The organism is Pseudomonas cichorii, assembly GCF_003700275.1.
GTDB classification, from domain to species: Bacteria; Pseudomonadota; Gammaproteobacteria; order Pseudomonadales; family Pseudomonadaceae; genus Aquipseudomonas; species Aquipseudomonas cichorii_B.
The window spans coordinates 50,110-65,639 of record NZ_RBRE01000028.1 but is presented as its reverse complement, the minus strand read 5'-3'; the positions used below and the strand labels follow the sequence as shown (position 1 = coordinate 65,639).

General features: G+C 59.7%; 14 protein-coding genes and 1 pseudogene. 7 read left to right on the top strand and 8 right to left on the bottom strand.

Annotated features, from left to right (window positions below; all coding sequences use genetic code 11):
• Positions 1-104: 104 nt before the first annotated feature.
• Positions 105-770, bottom strand: a complete 666-nt coding sequence (locus ALQ04_RS06760) for a fumarylacetoacetate hydrolase family protein (RefSeq protein ID WP_122315058.1) — start codon at positions 768-770, stop codon at positions 105-107.
• 53 nt (positions 771-823) lie between these two features.
• The gene (locus ALQ04_RS06755) at positions 824-2,218 is read right to left on the bottom strand and encodes an FAD-binding oxidoreductase (protein WP_122315057.1); all 1,395 of its coding nucleotides are present in this window, start codon (positions 2,216-2,218) and stop codon (positions 824-826) included.
• A gap of 159 nt (positions 2,219-2,377) precedes the next feature.
• On the opposite strand from ALQ04_RS06755, the gene serA reads away from it, so the two are divergent.
• Entirely contained in the window at positions 2,378-3,607 is a 1,230-nt protein-coding gene (gene serA, locus ALQ04_RS06750) for a phosphoglycerate dehydrogenase (RefSeq protein WP_122315056.1), read from the top strand.
• Positions 3,608-3,758: 151 nt separating this feature from the next.
• Here the strand turns inward: serA and ALQ04_RS06745 are convergent, their stop codons facing one another.
• From ALQ04_RS06745 to ALQ04_RS06735, 3 genes are all read right to left on the bottom strand, one after another.
• Entirely contained in the window at positions 3,759-4,214 is a 456-nt protein-coding gene (locus ALQ04_RS06745) for a YkgJ family cysteine cluster protein (protein WP_122315055.1), read from the bottom strand.
• Positions 4,215-4,383: 169 nt separating this feature from the next.
• Positions 4,384-5,766 (bottom strand): GTPase/DUF3482 domain-containing protein, encoded by a 1,383-nt coding sequence (locus tag ALQ04_RS06740; protein ID WP_122315054.1) that lies wholly within the window; start codon positions 5,764-5,766, stop codon positions 4,384-4,386.
• Positions 5,759-7,138, bottom strand: a complete 1,380-nt coding sequence (locus ALQ04_RS06735) for a DUF2868 domain-containing protein (RefSeq protein ID WP_122315053.1) — start codon at positions 7,136-7,138, stop codon at positions 5,759-5,761. Before ALQ04_RS06735 ends, ALQ04_RS06740 begins: the two co-directional genes overlap by 8 nt.
• 103 nt (positions 7,139-7,241) lie before the next feature.
• On the opposite strand from ALQ04_RS06735, the gene ALQ04_RS06730 reads away from it, so the two are divergent.
• Entirely contained in the window at positions 7,242-7,754 is a 513-nt protein-coding gene (locus tag ALQ04_RS06730) for a dihydrofolate reductase (protein ID WP_122315052.1), read from the top strand.
• A 190-nt stretch (positions 7,755-7,944) separates the two neighbouring features.
• Complete coding sequence (locus ALQ04_RS06725) at positions 7,945-9,000, top strand: haloacid dehalogenase-like hydrolase (RefSeq protein WP_122315051.1); 1,056 nt, start codon at positions 7,945-7,947, stop codon at positions 8,998-9,000.
• A 68-nt stretch (positions 9,001-9,068) separates the two neighbouring features.
• Here the strand turns inward: ALQ04_RS06725 and ilvD are convergent, their stop codons facing one another.
• Positions 9,069-10,916, bottom strand: a complete 1,848-nt coding sequence (ilvD, locus tag ALQ04_RS06720) for a dihydroxy-acid dehydratase (protein ID WP_122315050.1) — start codon at positions 10,914-10,916, stop codon at positions 9,069-9,071.
• Between the two features lie 281 nt (positions 10,917-11,197).
• Between ilvD and ALQ04_RS27150 the strand changes: the two are divergent.
• Positions 11,198-11,540: pseudogene (locus ALQ04_RS27150) on the top strand (transposase).
• Between the two features lie 91 nt (positions 11,541-11,631).
• Here the strand turns inward: ALQ04_RS27150 and ALQ04_RS06710 are convergent.
• On the bottom strand, positions 11,632-12,828 hold the full coding sequence (locus ALQ04_RS06710; RefSeq protein ID WP_122315049.1) for a class I SAM-dependent rRNA methyltransferase: 1,197 nt from the start codon (positions 12,826-12,828) through the stop codon (positions 11,632-11,634).
• Between the two features lie 245 nt (positions 12,829-13,073).
• Here ALQ04_RS06710 and ALQ04_RS06705 point away from each other — a divergent pair, with 245 nt between their 5' ends.
• The 3 genes from ALQ04_RS06705 to ALQ04_RS06695 all read left to right on the top strand — a co-directional run bounded on the left by ALQ04_RS06705 (position 13,074) and on the right by ALQ04_RS06695 (position 15,200).
• Positions 13,074-13,886 carry an HDOD domain-containing protein gene (locus ALQ04_RS06705; protein ID WP_183142125.1) on the top strand — a complete coding sequence of 271 codons (813 nt, stop codon included), beginning with the start codon at positions 13,074-13,076 and terminating at the stop codon, positions 13,884-13,886.
• Between the two features lie 45 nt (positions 13,887-13,931).
• Positions 13,932-14,744, top strand: coding sequence for a bifunctional DNA-formamidopyrimidine glycosylase/DNA-(apurinic or apyrimidinic site) lyase (mutM, locus tag ALQ04_RS06700; RefSeq protein ID WP_122315047.1), 813 nt, complete (start codon positions 13,932-13,934; stop codon positions 14,742-14,744).
• A 117-nt stretch (positions 14,745-14,861) separates the two neighbouring features.
• Positions 14,862-15,200, top strand: coding sequence for a multidrug transporter (locus tag ALQ04_RS06695; protein ID WP_122315046.1), 339 nt, complete (start codon positions 14,862-14,864; stop codon positions 15,198-15,200).
• Positions 15,201-15,232: 32 nt separating this feature from the next.
• Here the strand turns inward: ALQ04_RS06695 and ALQ04_RS06690 are convergent, their stop codons facing one another.
• Positions 15,233-15,484 carry a YfhL family 4Fe-4S dicluster ferredoxin gene (locus ALQ04_RS06690; RefSeq protein WP_122315045.1) on the bottom strand — a complete coding sequence of 84 codons (252 nt, stop codon included), beginning with the start codon at positions 15,482-15,484 and terminating at the stop codon, positions 15,233-15,235.
• Positions 15,485-15,530 lie beyond the last annotated feature (46 nt).

Sequence of the window (15,530 nt, the reverse complement as noted above, 5' to 3'; positions counted from 1 at the left end):
AGATCAGTTGTGAAAAAATCGCTAACTGAGCGGGAATAGCTGCCATAAAACGAAAAAACCGCCAGAGAAGATCTCTCGGGCGGTTTTTCTGAACCCGTTAAGGCTTAGCGGACACTGCTGGCAAACGGGGTCTGGCCGCTCAGTTCCAGCACGATTTCGTCACCGGCCTCGAACGGGCCGACGCCTGCCGGAGTACCGGTCATGATGATGTCGCCTGCCTGCAACGAGAAGTTGGCGGCCATGTGCTGAATCATCGGTACGATCGGGTTGAGCATCAGGCTGCTGTTGCCGTCCTGCACAACCTTGCCGTTGATGGTCAGGCGAATGCCGATGTCGGTCAGGTCCGGATAGGTTTCGGCCGGAACGAAAGGTGCGATGACCGCAGCACCGTCGAAACACTTGGCCAGTTCCCACGGCAGGCCTTTCTCGCGCAGACGCGATTGCACGTCACGCAGGGTCAGGTCCAGGCCCGGAGCAAAGCCGCTGATGGCGTCCAGCACTTCTTCACGGGACGGGTTCTTGCTCAGCGGCTTGCCGATCAGTACCACGATTTCGGCTTCGTAATGCACCGAGCCACGGTCGGCCGGAATGCTGAATCCGCCTTCCAGGGCCACCACGGAACTGCCGGGTTTCATGAACAGCAACGGCTCGGTCGGCACCGGGTTGCCCAGTTCCTTGGCGTGTTCGGCATAGTTACGACCGATACAGACCACTTTGCCCAGCGGGAAGTGGATGCTCGTTCCATCGACATATTTGTGCTGGTAGCTCATGACGTCTCCTGGGTCTGGTAATACTGGCTTCGTTGAATAGGTGGTTCGGCTGATCAAACAGCGAATATCTTGCCCGGGTTCATGATGCCGTTAGGGTCGAAGACCGCCTTCAATGCTTTCATGTACTCGATTTCGGCGGGTGAGCGACTGTACGTCAGATAGTCACGCTTGGTCATCCCCACACCGTGCTCGGCGGAAATCGAGCCGTTGTACTTCTGCACGGTCTCGAACACCCATTTGTTGACCTTGGCGCAGGTCTGGAAGAACTCGTTCTTGTCGAGGTGCTCGGGCTTGAGGATGTTCAGGTGCAGGTTGCCATCGCCGATATGGCCGTACCAGAGCACCTCGAAATCGGGGTAATGCTCGGCAACGATCGCATCGATCTCGCTCAGGAACGCCGGCACCCTGGAAACCGTGACCGAAATGTCGTTCTTGTAGGGCGTGAAGTGGGAGATGGTTTCGGAAATGTACTCGCGCAGCTTCCACAGGTTCTGCAACTGCTGTTCGCTCTGGCTCATCACGCCATCGAGCACCCAGCCCTGCTCGACACAGTGCTCGAAGGTCGCCAGGGCATCGTTGGCCACGTCTTCCGTGGTCGCTTCAAATTCCAGCAGTACATAAAACGGGCACGGCGTGTCGAACGGCGAAGGTACATCGCCACGGGCCATGACCCGGGCAAACGACTTGTCGGAGAAGAACTCGAACGCGGTCAGGTCCAGCTTGCCGTGGAAGGCATGCAGCACAGGCATGATCGAATTGAAATCGCTGGTGCCCAGCACCATGGCGGTCAGGTTGCGCGGCGCACGGTCCAGGCGCATGGTGGCCTCGACCACGAAACCCAGCGTGCCCTCGGCACCAATGAACAATTGGCGCATGTCGTAGCCGGTGGCGTTCTTGATCAGGTCCTTGTTCAGCTCCAGCAGATCGCCCTTGCCGGTGACGACCTTGAGGCCGGCCACCCAGTTACGAGTCATGCCGTAGCGAATGACCTTGATTCCGCCGGCATTGGTGCCGATATTGCCGCCAATCTGGCTGGAACCCGAAGACGCGAAGTCCACCGGGTAATACAGGCCGTTATCCTGCGCCAGTGTCTGCAACTGCCGGGTGATCACGCCGGGCTGACAGACGGCGGTGCGCTCGGTCAGGTTGAGTTCCAGCACCTGGTTCATATAGTCGAACGAAACCACCACCTCGCCATTGGCGGCTACCGCTGCGGCGGAAAGTCCGGTCCGGCCACCCGAAGGCACAAGCGCCACCAGACGCTCGTTGGCCCAGCGCACGATGGCCTGAACCTGCTCTATAGTCTTGGGAAACACGATGGCCGTGGGGGCGGGAGCGAACTGCTTGGTCCAGTCCTTGCCGTAGGCCTCCAGAGAACCGCTGTCGGTCAGTACCTTGCCTGGTTCTACCAGGGTCTTGAGCTCATCAATCAAAGCGGGATGGGACATCGACGCAACTCTCGAAGAATTCATGGGCATCCTGAGAACGGTTCACGTTCTGGAATGGGGTTTAGCGGGGTGCATATGCTAGCATACGCCCCCCGTGAATCGAGCCTACGCGCCGATCCGGCCCCCTGCCATTTTTCTTCGGGACACAGGTTTACGCAGATGAGCAAGACTTCCCTCGACAAGAGCAAGATCAAGTTCCTTCTTCTCGAAGGCGTCCACCAATCCGCCGTTGACGTCCTCAAGGCCGCCGGCTACACCAGCATCGAGTACCACACCAAGTCTCTGCCGGAAGCCGAGCTGAAGGAAAAGATTGCCGACGCCCATTTCATTGGCATCCGCTCGCGTACCCAACTGACTGAAGAGCTGTTCGACCACGCGAAAAAGCTGGTTGCGGTCGGCTGCTTCTGCATCGGTACCAACCAGGTCGACCTCGACGCAGCCCGTGAGCGCGGCATCGCGGTCTTCAACGCGCCGTACTCCAACACCCGTTCCGTCGCGGAACTGGTATTGGCCGAAGCCATCCTGCTGCTGCGCGGCATTCCCGAAAAGAACGCTTCCTGCCACCGTGGCGGCTGGATCAAGAGCGCGGCCAACTCCTTCGAGATTCGCGGCAAGAAACTGGGCATCATCGGCTACGGCTCGATCGGCACCCAACTGTCGGTACTCGCCGAAGGCCTGGGCATGCAGGTCTACTTCTACGACACGCTGACCAAGCTGCCGCTGGGCAACGCCACTCAGGTTGCCAGCCTGACCGAGCTGCTGGGCATGTCCGACATCGTGACCCTGCACGTTCCGGAAACCACTGAAACCCAGTGGATGATCGGCGAGAAAGAAATCCGTGCGATGAAAAAGGGCAGCATCCTGATCAACGCCGCTCGCGGCACCGTGGTCGAGCTGGATGCCCTGGCAGACGCGATCAAGGACAAGCACCTGATCGGCGCGGCCATCGACGTATTCCCGGTCGAGCCACGTTCCAACGATGACATCTTCGAGAGCCCGCTGCGCGGCCTGGACAATGTGATCCTGACTCCGCACATCGGCGGTTCCACTGCCGAAGCCCAGGCCAACATCGGTCTGGAAGTCGCGGAAAAGCTGGTCAAGTACAGCGACAACGGTACTTCGGTGTCGTCGGTCAACTTCCCGGAAGTTGCATTGCCTGCTCACCCTGGCAAGCATCGCCTGCTGCACATCCACGAGAACATTCCGGGCGTGCTGAGCGAGATCAACAAGGTTTTTGCAGAAAACGGCATCAACATCTCCGGCCAGTTCCTGCAGACCAACGAGAAAGTCGGCTACGTGGTCATCGACGTAGACGCCGATTACTCGGATCTTGCCCAAGAGAAGCTGCAACACATCAAAGGCACCATCCGTAGCCGCGTTCTGTTCTGATAGCGGTTCACTGTGTGGGAGCGAATGAATTCGCTTCCACACAGCTCTCTCCTGCGCAGCCTCTGCCCCGCGCATACTTCAACGCCAGACGCACACCCGGTTTGCTACGCGACAGCGCGGCTTCTGGAAGGCGGGCGATCTTCTGCAACAATCAGAACTTGAGAGGCACCCGGCCGGAATTCGAGTTCAACGTGCTACTGCCCTGGCGCTCGACAGCCTTGGGCTTGTACGCGCAATAGCCCGGGCGCGGGCCGATCTTCGGATGGTTGCGGCAGGTGTCCGGGCGCTTTTCATAGATGGTGCACAGGCGGCTCTTGCGATCCAGATACAGGCAGTCGTTGTTGCTCATGCGCTGCAGGGTGAAGATCCCCGATTTCTGGTTGAAGCGCTCGACAATCCCTTCTTTCTGCAGACGCTTGGCGATGTTCTTGGCCGGTTCGCCCTGCTCGAACTCGTCGACGATGCCGATGCGGATCAGATCCTTGATCTTCACTTCTACCGGCAAGGTACAGCAGCTGGAAATGCAGCCCCCGCACATGTGGCTGGAGTATTTGGCCCAGGTATCGAGACGATCGATCTCTGCGGCTGCGATCAAGGTGGATTTCATTTTCTTCAGGTTTCCGGGTGTATCGGGCGCGCGATCATACCGGGGCCGGCCGGTTTAGCGTAGGCAAAAATGAGCAAAGCGACTGTCGGCGCGCGTAGCGAATTCATTCGCGAACACATTCAACAATGATCAGTCGCCTGGAAGGCCGTCTTCGCGAATGAATTGGCTCCTACAGTCTGGAGTTTGCCAGGCTTTCTATCTGCTCCTGGCGTTCGGTCTGGTTCAATTTCGCACCGGGATTGAGCGATGACCACTGCGGGTGGGCTCGCGCCTTGTGCAAGGCGTCCGGGAGTTTGCCTTCACGCCAGGTCTTGTCCTGTGGCGCAGGCAGTTCGATATTGCCGATTGCAGCATGGCCTCTGAGCTCCAGTGCCTGCAACAAATGCTGTTGGCGGATGGCGAGCAGGCGCAGTACGGCATCGTCCACTGTCAGTTCGCGTTGCCCCTTGAGCTTGCCCAGCAAGCGCCCGCCATAACTGCGCGCCGTTTGCAGCGCACCACCGGCAATCGCACCGACCAGCGCCGCCGCGCCAAGAGTGATTCCGCCCACCAGCAGGTCGACACCCGCGCCGGCTGCAGCACCGGCTGCCACACCGCCGCCGACCCGGACGCCCAGTTGCTTGAGGGTTTCGGGGTTGAACAGATCATCGCCCCAACGGCCATCGAGCAATGGCAAGTCGGCGGCACTGGCATCCTGCACGCGAAAGGCATACAGCTTGAGCAGCGCTTCGACACACTTCTGTTCGCGTTGCCGAATGGCCTTGCGCAGTTCCTCGATTGCTTGCTGCTCCTGCTCGGCGCTGGTCTCCACGCTGCGCCGACAGGCTGCGCAATCGATGAGCAATTCGGCAATCAAGCGCGCAGCGCTGTGGCGTCTGGCCTGACGTTGCGCCTGTTGGTCCTGGATCAGCCGCTCCAGTAGTGGGCGAGCGCTTTCCAGCAGTAGCGCGAGGCTTTCATAGAGTCGGCGTTCGCCATCTTCCGGTGGCGCCACGCTGTCGAAACGGACCAGCGCATGCAGCCCGAGGCGCGACAGCGCTTCACGCCAGTCGGCTTCCCGCTGCTGGGGGCTGCTGACGAAATTCAGCACTGGCAGCAATGGTTTGCCGCAGCTGGCCAGCACTGCCAGCTCGTCGCGGTATTTGGACAGAATCGGTTCACGGGCATCGATCACGTACAGGCCGGCGTCCGAGTCGAGCAACTGGCGCAAGACCTTGGCTTCCTGCTCGAAGCGCTGGCGGGCTTCGCTGCTGTCCAGAAAACGCGCCAGGCGGGCCGGGCCGTCGAGGCGTTCGCCGGGGCGATCCAGGCGTTCCAGATAGTCGAGCAGGGCGATGGCGTCTTCCAGACCGGGTGTGTCGTACAGTTCCAGCAGGGCCTGGCCGTCTACCGACAGGCGCGCACCTTCGACATGGCGTGTGGTGCTGGGGCGATGCGAGACTTCGCCAAAACCGACATCCCGGGTAAGGGTGCGCAACAGCGACGTCTTGCCAACGTTGGTATGGCCGACGACAGCCAGTTTGAGTGGGCGAGTCCTGGGCGATTCAGTCATGGCCTGTCTCCAGCCAGTTCACGGGCAGTTTATCGCTCCAGCTCAGTTCCAGCTGTTGCAGGGCGAGTTGCCAGTCATCGAGGCGTTGCGGGTCCAGTGCCTGGCCGTCAGGCGCAGGCAGCAGCCAGATGCGCGTCATTCCTGCACATCGCGCCAGTTCTGCGATCAGTGCCAGGCTGCCGCGATCTGGCGAGCGGCGCGGATCGCAAGCGATAAGTAGCCGGGCAGGTGGATAGTGGGTCAATTGTTCCAGCAGTTTTTGTCGCGATTCCCGGCTGTCGAGCACGCCCGCGTCAGCCACGCTGGTCGGCCGTTGCGGAGGCCACGGATGCTGATCGTCCAGTTCGATGGCGACCAGCACGGCGCCTTCACTGCTGGTTGCGCCGGGATTGGGTTGCACCTGATGCAGTTGCGCTGGCGCGGCATCACTGACTCCCAGGCGCTCGCTGCTGGGCATCAGGCGTTCGCGCAACTGAAGGTAGCCGGGCAATTGCAGATCCAGCTTCAAGGCGGCCCGGCCACGCTGCCAGCGCCACAGGCAGAACAGCGCCAACAGCATGCGCGGTACGATGCCGAATACCAGCAGGATGCCCACCAGCCAGGACGCCCAGGCCTGACGGGCGTTTTCCAGGCTCAATACACCATTGCCGCTGGCACGGATCATCAGTTCGTCCGGGGTGCTGAAACCCAGCAGCGCCGGGATGATGCCCAGCGTCTGGGTCAGGTTGACGAAGGTTTCGCTGCCCAGAATGGTGGTTTCCCAGACAAAGCCGTAACGTCGTGTCGCCATCAGCATCAATAGCAGGAGCAGCGCACTGAGCAAGGCCAGCAGCCACAGCCCGTTGACCAGCAGGCCCAAGACCCAGCGATTGAGGCGTTGGCGTTGCAGCAGCAGAATCAGCGCGGGTGCCAGTTGCGCGGCCTGGGCATCGCGGGCGAGCTTTTCGCTTGCCCATAACCACAGCCGACCCAGCCCTGTGGCGCTGCGCCCGGTGAAGAGCAGCCCCAGTGCCCAGCTCAGCAACAGCAACAGATTCAGGCCCAGCAGGCTGCCCAGTGCCCAGAACACGTTGACCGGAGCCTGACCGTTGCCCATGGCCGCGAAAGCCAGGCCGGCACCGCTGACTATCGCCATCACGGCCAGCGCGATCAACGCCAGACGCGCCCCTTGCTTCCAGTGCTGCAGGGCACCGAGCATGCCGTCACGTTCGGCCAGCCACAAGGCGCGCAGCTTGATACGGCTGCCCAGGTCGCCTTCCGAGGCGCGGGCGCGGCGATTGGCTTCCAGATCGTCAAGCTGACCGGCCTGTTCTTCGCGCAGGCGCACGGCTTCGGTCAGCCACAGGGTGTCGAGTGGGGTAAGAGCAGTCACACAGCGTCTCTTCGATGAATTCAGCGGGAAGCATAACCGTTGCGGTGATGCTTAGGGTCTGCACGGTGTCTATCAGTTCCGTTGCTCTGCTATTCTCGCGCCCATGAAAAAACATCTCCCTTTGAGCCTGATTGCCGCCCTCGGTGAAAACCGGGTGATCGGCGTCGACAATTCCATGCCCTGGCATTTGCCGGGGGATTTCAAATATTTCAAGGCCACGACCCTTGGCAAGCCGATCATCATGGGTCGCAAGACCTGGGATTCACTGGGCCGGCCATTGCCCGGTCGGTTGAACCTGGTGGTCAGTCGCCAGGCCGATCTGCAGCTTGAAGGTGCGGAAGTCTTCTCTTCCCTGGAAGCCGCCGTGGTGCGTGCCGAACAGTGGGCGCAGGAGCAGGGCGTCGATGAAGTCATGCTGATTGGCGGCGCGCAGCTTTATGCCCAGGGCCTGGAGCAGGCGGACCGTCTTTACCTGACTCGCGTGGAACTGAGCCCTGAGGGCGATGCATGGTTTCCGGAGTTCGATGTCGAGCACTGGGCGCTGGTGTCGACTGTGGAAAACCCTGCCGCTGATGGAAAACCTGCCTATCACTTCGAGGTCTGGGAGCGGCGCTGATAGCGGTTTTCGCGAATCGGCGGCGTCCCGCTCATTCGCGAAAATGTCATGAAAATGTCGCAATTAAATCGCCTTGTCGCGAACCATTCCTGGCACGACGCCCTCAGAACATGCGGGGTCGCTGACGCACGATAACAGTCACATCATTTTGTTACGGTCGACCCCATACATTTTTCGGGGGAAACCACTAATGAAGTTCGCACCAAAATTGTTGGCCGCCGCGTTGTGCCTGGGTCTTGCCAGCCAGGCTTTCGCTACCGATCTGAAACACTGGCCAGAGCCTGCTGCCAAGGCCCTGGACAGCATGATTGCGGCCAACGCCAACAAGGGTAATTACGCCGTCTTTGACATGGATAACACCAGTTACCGCTTCGATCTCGAAGAGTCGCTGCTGCCGTTCATGGAAAACAAGGGCCTGATTACCCGCGAGAAGCTGGACCCTTCCCTGAAGCTGATACCGTTCAAGGACACCGCCGAGCACAAGGAAAGCCTGTTCAGTTACTACTACCGGCTCTGCGAGCTGGATGACATGGTCTGCTACCCATGGGTGGCGCAAGTGTTCTCGGGCTTTACGCTCAAGGAGCTGAAAGGTTACGTCGACGAGTTGATGGCTTCGGGCAAAACCATACCGGCGACTTACTACGAAGGGGATGTGGTCAAGAAGCTCGACGTCGAGCCGCCACGCATCTTCACCGGCCAGAAAGAGCTGTTCAACAAGCTGATGGAAAACGGCATCGAGGTCTATGTAATGACCGCCGCTTCCGAAGAACTGGTGCGGATGGTCGCTTCAGATCCCAAGTACGGCTACAACGTCAAACCGCAGAACGTGATTGGCGTGAGCATGCTGCTCAAGGACAGGAAGAGCGGCGAGTTGACCACGGCCCGCAAGCAGATCACGGCTGGCAAATATGACCAGAAGAGCAATCTCGACCTGGAACTGACGCCTTACCTGTGGACACCGGCAACCTGGATGGCAGGCAAGCATGCGGCGATCCTGACCTACATCGACCAGTGGAGAAAGCCGGTTCTGGTTGCAGGTGACACACCCACCAGCGATGGCTACATGCTGTTCCACGGCGTTGACGTCAACAAGGGCGGCGTGCATTTGTGGATCAACCGCAAGGACAAGTACATGAAGCAGCTTGACGGCATGATCAAGGCCAATGCTGAGGCGCAGGCCAAGGAAGGATTGCCGGTCACGGCCGACAAGAACTGGGTGATCGTCAAACCGGACGAGATTCAGTAAGAAAAGCCTGTAGGAGCGAATTCATTCGCGAAGCTTTCGCGGATAAATCCGCTCCTACGGGTTGGCTTTTATGGCACCAGCTTTTCCAGCAGTTCCTTGTCGCGTACCGCACCCTTGTCGGCGCTGGTCGCCAGCAGGGCGTAGGCCTTGAGTGCTGTTGTCACCTTGCGTGGGCGGACTTCGACCGGCTTCCAGCCTTTCTTGTCCTGTTCGGCACGGCGTGCAGCCATTTCGGCGTCGTCGATCAGCAGGTTGATCGAGCGATTCGGAATGTCGATCAGCACCTTGTCGCCATCGCGCACCAGACCGATTGCACCACCGGCAGCCGCTTCCGGCGAAGCGTGGCCGATGGACAGGCCCGATGTGCCGCCCGAGAAGCGCCCGTCGGTGAGCAGTGCACAGTCCTTGCCCAGGCCTTTGGATTTCAGGTACGAAGTCGGGTACAGCATTTCCTGCATGCCCGGACCGCCTTTCGGGCCTTCGTAACGGATGATCACGATGTCGCCGGCCTTCACTTCGTCAGCGAGGATGCCGCGCACGGCGCTGTCCTGGCTTTCAAAGATCTTGGCGTTGCCCTCGAAGACATGGATCGACTCATCCACGCCTGCGGTTTTCACTACGCAGCCGTCCAGGGCGATGTTGCCGTAGAGCACGGCCAGACCGCCTTCCTGTGAATACGCATGCTCGAAGCTGCGGATGCAACCATTCTCACGGTCGTCATCGAGGCTCGACCAGCGGGTCGACTGGCTGAAGGCCGTCTGCGTCGGGATGCCTGCCGGACCGGCCTTGAAGAAGGTGTGCACGGCTTCGTCGTCAGTCTGGGTGATGTCCCATTTGGCGATGGCTTCGGCCATGCTCTTGCTGTGCACGGTCGGCAGGTCGGTGTGCAGCAGGCCGCCACGGGCCAGAGAACCGAGGATGCTGAAGATGCCGCCAGCGCGGTGCACGTCTTCCATGTGGTACTTCTGGATGTTCGGTGCCACCTTGCACAGCTGTGGAACCTTGCGCGACAGACGGTCGATATCGCGCAGATCGAAGGCGATTTCGGCTTCCTGGGCAGCAGCCAGCAAATGCAGGATGGTGTTGGTCGAACCGCCCATGGCGATGTCCAGCATCATGGCGTTCTCGAATGCCTTGAAATTGGCGATGTTGCGCGGCAGAACCGACTCGTCGTTGTTGCCGTAATACTGTTTGCACAGCTCGACGATGGTGCGCCCGGCCGTCAGGAACAGTTGTTCGCGATCACTGTGGGTGGCCAGTGTCGAACCGTTGCCCGGTAATGCCAGGCCCAGTGCTTCGGTCAGGCAGTTCATCGAGTTGGCGGTGAACATGCCCGAGCACGAACCGCATGTCGGACAGGCGCTGCGCTCGTATTCGGCAACCTTTTCATCGCTGGCGGTGGCGTCGGCGGCAATGACCATCGCGTCGACCAGATCCAGGCCGTGGCTGGCCAGTTTGGTCTTGCCGGCTTCCATCGGGCCGCCGGAAACGAAGATCACCGGGATATTGAGGCGTAACGACGCCATCAGCATGCCGGGAGTGATCTTGTCGCAGTTGGAGATACAGACGATAGCATCGGCGCAGTGCGCGTTGACCATGTACTCCACGGAGTCGGCGATGATTTCGCGGCTCGGCAGCGAGTACAGCATGCCGTCGTGACCCATGGCGATACCGTCATCCACGGCGATGGTGTTGAATTCCTTGGCCACACCGCCTGCGCGCTCGACTTCCCGGGCGACCAGTTGGCCCATGTCCTTGAGGTGGACGTGCCCTGGTACGAACTGGGTGAACGAGTTGGCGATGGCAATGATCGGCTTCTTGAAATCTTCGTCCTTCATCCCCGTAGCGCGCCACAGGGCACGAGCGCCGGCCATGTTGCGACCGTGGGTGGACGTTTTCGAGCGGTAATCAGGCATTGGAGCACTCCGGCAAAATAAGGCTAATCAATAAGGGGAGTGAGCTTCTATTGACGTCACACGCAAACGGTAGTGACCGGATGCAGCGAAGAAACCGAACGCCGCGGGATCACCGCGTACTCGGCCTGAGCTCATAAACCCGCCGGGGGATGACTGGCGATGAATAGGGTCGATTCTACACGGGTCGACAGTCTTGCGGACACATCCTGAGCAGCTAATCGGGGTGGGGATATTCACACGTCCACTAATCTGATCGAGAGCCATCAGGGAAGAGGTGTGATTTGTCCATATCCAGTCGTGGAGCCGATTTGCGTAAAGGGCGGTACTCCGAAGCGGACGTATTTATTTGCTGACATCTGTTGTTCATGAGCGTCGATCGCTATTCCAGGATTGGCGAATGGGACGCTTGCTGGTGAGTGAATTCCGAAAAGCTCAGCAAGAGGGAAGGGTGGATTCATTGGCATGGGTTGTGATGCCAGACCATTTTCATTGGTTGGACGAGTTGCAGTCAGGCAGGAAGAGGATTTACGGAGTATTGCAGGGTATATCGTGGCCAATCCGTTGATGCCTGGATTGGTAAGCAAGGTTGGAGACTATCCGCTTTGGGATGCGATCTGGTTGTGAGCCGGTCGCGGGCAAGCGCTCTCCTACAGCGTTTGTAGGAGCGCGTTTGCCCGCGACCGGCTGCTCAGCAGTCGTAAATTCTGCGAGCGCTTCAGCTGTTCGGCAACAACCGGCAGGTAATGCTCTTGATATAACGGGTTTCCTGAATGGCCGGGTGCACCGGATGATCCGGTCCCTGGCCGCCGCGTTCCAGTAACTGGAGATTGCGGTCCAGATGGCGGGCGCTGGTGAGGAGGATGTTTTGCAGGTCGTCCTCAGGCAAATGCATCGAGCAGGAAGCGCTGACCAGGATGCCGTCCTTGCTGAGCAGGCGCATGGCCTGTTCGTTGAGGCGGCGGTAGGCGCCTTCGCCGTTTTTCAGGTCTTTCTTGCGTTTGATGAAGGCTGGCGGGTCGGCCACGATCACGTCAAAACGCTCTTCGCCGGCTTTGAGCTCTTTCAGCGCTTCAAACACGTCGCCTTCGATACAGGTGACCTTCTCGGCGAAACCGTTCAGCGCCGCATTGCGCTCAACGCCGTCCAGGGCAAAGCCCGAAGCGTCGACACAGGTGACTTCGCTGGCGCCAAAGGCACCTGCCTGGATGCCCCAGCCGCCGATGTAACTGTACAGGTCGAGGACGCGCTTGCCTTTGACGTAAGGCGCGAGACGCGCGCGGTTCATGCGATGGTCATAGAACCAGCCGGTCTTCTGGCCGCCGAATACCGGAGCCTCGAACTTGACGCCGTTCTCTTCCAGTGCAACCCACTCCGGCACGGTGCCGTAGGCGGTTTCCACGTAGCGGTTCAAGCCTTCGGCATCGCGGGCCGCCGAGTCGTTCTTGAACAGGATGCCGCTAGGCTTGAGTACCTGAACCAGCGCGGCAATCACGTCTTCCTTGTGATGTTCCATGGTCGCGGAAGCCAGTTGCACGACCAGGATATGGTCGAAACGATCGACTACCAGACCCGGCAGCAAGTCCGAGTCGCCGTAGACCAGGCGATAGAACGGCTTGTCGAACAGGCGCTCACGCAGCGACAGCGCCACGTTCAGGCGATGAACCAGCAGGGATTTGTCCAGCGGCAGCTTGATGTCACGCGACAGCAGGCGGGCGCAGATCAGGTTGTTGGGGCTCATGGCCACGATGCCCAATGGCTTGCCGCCAGCGGCTTCCAGCAGCGCCTGGTCACCTGCCGCAAAACCGTTCAGTGGGGTGGCGGCTACATCGATTTCATTGCTGTAGACCCACAGGTGGCCGGCGCGCAGGCGACGGTCGGCGTTGGCTTTGAGGCGCAAGCTAGGCAGGGACATGACGTCGCTCCGGAAAAAAGAGCGGGATTATAGCCTGTGATTGGATTATCGGAGAGGCATCCCGTCAATTAAGCGGAGCAAACATTTGGAATCATGAAACTTGGCTAAAGTCATAGCCTTGTGCCCAACAGCTTGTGGACCGACTCTCATTAAGCGGGCAAAATCTTCATATGGCCTTGAGATAAGTACCTATGTCCGAAGAATTGACCCCCGAGCAGATCCACAAAGCCCTTCAGGGCATCAGTGTGCCGCCGCAGCCCCAGATCATGGTGGACCTGCAGATGGAGCAGTACATGCCTGATCCCGATCTGGCGGTGATCGCGCGGTTGATCTCCCAGGACCCGGGACTCTCCGGCGCGCTGCTCAAGATCGTCAATTCGCCGCATTACGGCTTGTCCAACAAGATCGCCTCTATCCAGAAGGCCGTGAATCTTCTTGGCAGTCGTACCGTCATCAACCTGATCAACGCACAGTCGATCAAGGGCGAGATGAGCGACGAAACCATCGTGACGCTCAATCGTTTCTGGGACAGCGCCCAGGATGTGGCAATCACCAGTCTGACCCTGGCCAAGCGCATCGGCTCGCAAACCGTGGACGAATCCTACGCGCTGGGCTTGTTCCATGACTGCGGAATTCCGCTGATGCTAAAGCGTTTCCCCGATTACATGCCGGTGCTGGAAGACTCCTACGCCAAGGCCGGTCCGGACTGCCGGGTGGTGGATACCGAAAACAGCGCGTTCGACACCAACCATGCAGTTGTCGGCTATTTCACTGCCAAGTCCTGGCGTTTGCCGGAACATGTCTGCAGTGCCATCGCCAATCATCACAATGCCCTGGCAATTTTCGAGGACGATTCGAGCCGCAACGCCACACTGAAGAATCTGTTGGCACCGCTGAAAATGGCCGAACATATCTGCGAGTCCAGCCGGGTGCTGGGCAATCAGGACGAGGATCATGAGTGGAACAGCATCGGCCACCTGGTGCTCGATTATGTCGGGTTGTCCGAGTACGATTTTGAATACCTCAAGGAAAGCATTCGTGAGCTTGGCGCGAAGTAATACCGCGCACTCTCGGCTTTTCTCTTCTGCCTCACCGAGTTATCCATGCCTGAATTACCTGAAGTCGAAACCACGCGCCGAGGCATTGCCCCGCACCTCGAAGGGCAGCGCGTCAGCCGCGTGATCGTGCGTGATCGTCGTTTGCGCTGGCCCATTCCCGAAGACCTCGATGTGCGTCTTTCCGGGCAGCGGATCGTGCAGGTTGGCCGGCGGGCCAAATACCTGCTGATCGAGGCTGAAGTCGGGACGCTCATCAGTCATCTGGGCATGTCGGGCAACCTGCGTCTGGTCGAGGCCGGCTTGCCTGCGCTCAAGCATGAGCATGTGGATATCGAGCTGGAGTCGGGGCTGGCGCTGCGTTACACCGATCCACGGCGTTTCGGGGCGATGCTCTGGAGTCTGGAGCCGCACAGTCATGAACTGCTGATTCGCCTGGGGCCTGAGCCGCTGACCGATCTGTTCGATGGTGAACGGCTTTATGAGCGCTCCCGAGGCAAGTCGATTGCGGTCAAGCCTTTCATCATGGACAACGCGGTGGTGGTCGGTGTTGGCAATATCTACGCGACCGAAGCGCTGTTTGCCGCCGGGATCGATCCGCGTCGCGAGGCCAAGGGCATTTCCCGGGCGCGTTATCTGAAGCTGGCCATCGAGATCAAACGCATCCTGGCCTATGCCATCGAGCGCGGCGGCACCACTTTGCGCGACTTCATCGGTGGCGACGGCAAGCCAGGCTATTTCCAGCAGGAGCTTTTCGTATACGGACGTGGCGATCAGCCCTGCAAGGTGTGCGGTACGACCTTGCGTGAGATCAAGCTGGGCCAGCGGGCGAGCGTCTATTGTCCGCGTTGCCAGACCTGACCGCGATGGCCTGAAGGCGGGCAGGCTCATTGTCTGAAATACTGCGCCGCTTGCTTAAGCCCCAGTGCTGTTTATAGTTATCAGCACTCTACTTTGCGACACCTGAAGGACCACGCCATGAGCCCGTTTCGTATTATTGCCGCCACGCTGGCCCTGTTGATCGGATTACAGGCCGTGCCTGCCGTGGCTGCCGATCTGCCTGCGGGCAGTGGTGATCCGGTCTACGACATCCAGACCCCGCCTGCTTTCGCCATGATCGGCGACCTGCTCATCGCCCGTCCCTTGCTGATCGCGGCAACCATCATCGGCACGGGGCTGTTCGTGATTGCTGCGCCTTTCGCTGCGGCGGGCGGCAACCTGGGGGCAACCGGCAAGGCGCTGGTGGTCGATCCGGGCAAGGCGGCCTTCGTCAGGTGCCTGGGCTGCACCGGCGACGGGTATGGCAAGAAGGAATGACTCGGACAGCCTTCATCGCTGACGGATGAAGGTTACGCCTTGCCGGTGATCAGCTTGTACTTGGTCATCAGCTCGTCTTTGCTTTCGACGCGGGTTTCGTCCAGCGGAATGCAATCCACCGGGCAGACCTGCTGGCATTGCGGTTCATCGTAATGGCCGACGCATTCGGTGCACAGGTTGGGGTTGATCACGTAGATCTCCTCTCCCTGGGAAATAGCCTCGTTCGGGCACTCGGGTTCGCAGACGTCGCAGTTGATGCAATCGTCAGTGATGATAAGGGACATGAAGCACTCCAGCCGCGGGTTGTACCGGGGCGTATGAAAACCAATG

Bases quoted from the DNA above. Each gene is read 5' to 3' on its own strand.
- ALQ04_RS06690 (WP_122315045.1), bottom strand. From the start codon at position 15,484: ATGTCCCTTATCATCACTGACGATTGCATCAACTGCGACGTCTGCGAA.
- ALQ04_RS06745 (WP_122315055.1), bottom strand. From the start codon at position 4,214: ATGAAATCCACCTTGATCGCAGCCGCAGAGATCGATCGTCTCGATACC.
- ALQ04_RS06695 (WP_122315046.1), top strand. From the start codon at position 14,862: ATGAGCCCGTTTCGTATTATTGCCGCCACGCTGGCCCTGTTGATCGGA.
- mutM (WP_122315047.1), top strand. From the start codon at position 13,932: ATGCCTGAATTACCTGAAGTCGAAACCACGCGCCGAGGCATTGCCCCG.
- ALQ04_RS06730 (WP_122315052.1), top strand. From the start codon at position 7,242: ATGAAAAAACATCTCCCTTTGAGCCTGATTGCCGCCCTCGGTGAAAAC.
- ALQ04_RS06710 (WP_122315049.1), bottom strand. From the start codon at position 12,828: ATGTCCCTGCCTAGCTTGCGCCTCAAAGCCAACGCCGACCGTCGCCTG.
- ALQ04_RS06725 (WP_122315051.1), top strand. From the start codon at position 7,945: ATGAAGTTCGCACCAAAATTGTTGGCCGCCGCGTTGTGCCTGGGTCTT.
- ALQ04_RS06740 (WP_122315054.1), bottom strand. From the start codon at position 5,766: ATGACTGAATCGCCCAGGACTCGCCCACTCAAACTGGCTGTCGTCGGC.
- ALQ04_RS06760 (WP_122315058.1), bottom strand. From the start codon at position 770: ATGAGCTACCAGCACAAATATGTCGATGGAACGAGCATCCACTTCCCG.
- serA (WP_122315056.1), top strand. From the start codon at position 2,378: ATGAGCAAGACTTCCCTCGACAAGAGCAAGATCAAGTTCCTTCTTCTC.
- ilvD (WP_122315050.1), bottom strand. From the start codon at position 10,916: ATGCCTGATTACCGCTCGAAAACGTCCACCCACGGTCGCAACATGGCC.
- ALQ04_RS06755 (WP_122315057.1), bottom strand. From the start codon at position 2,218: ATGTCCCATCCCGCTTTGATTGATGAGCTCAAGACCCTGGTAGAACCA.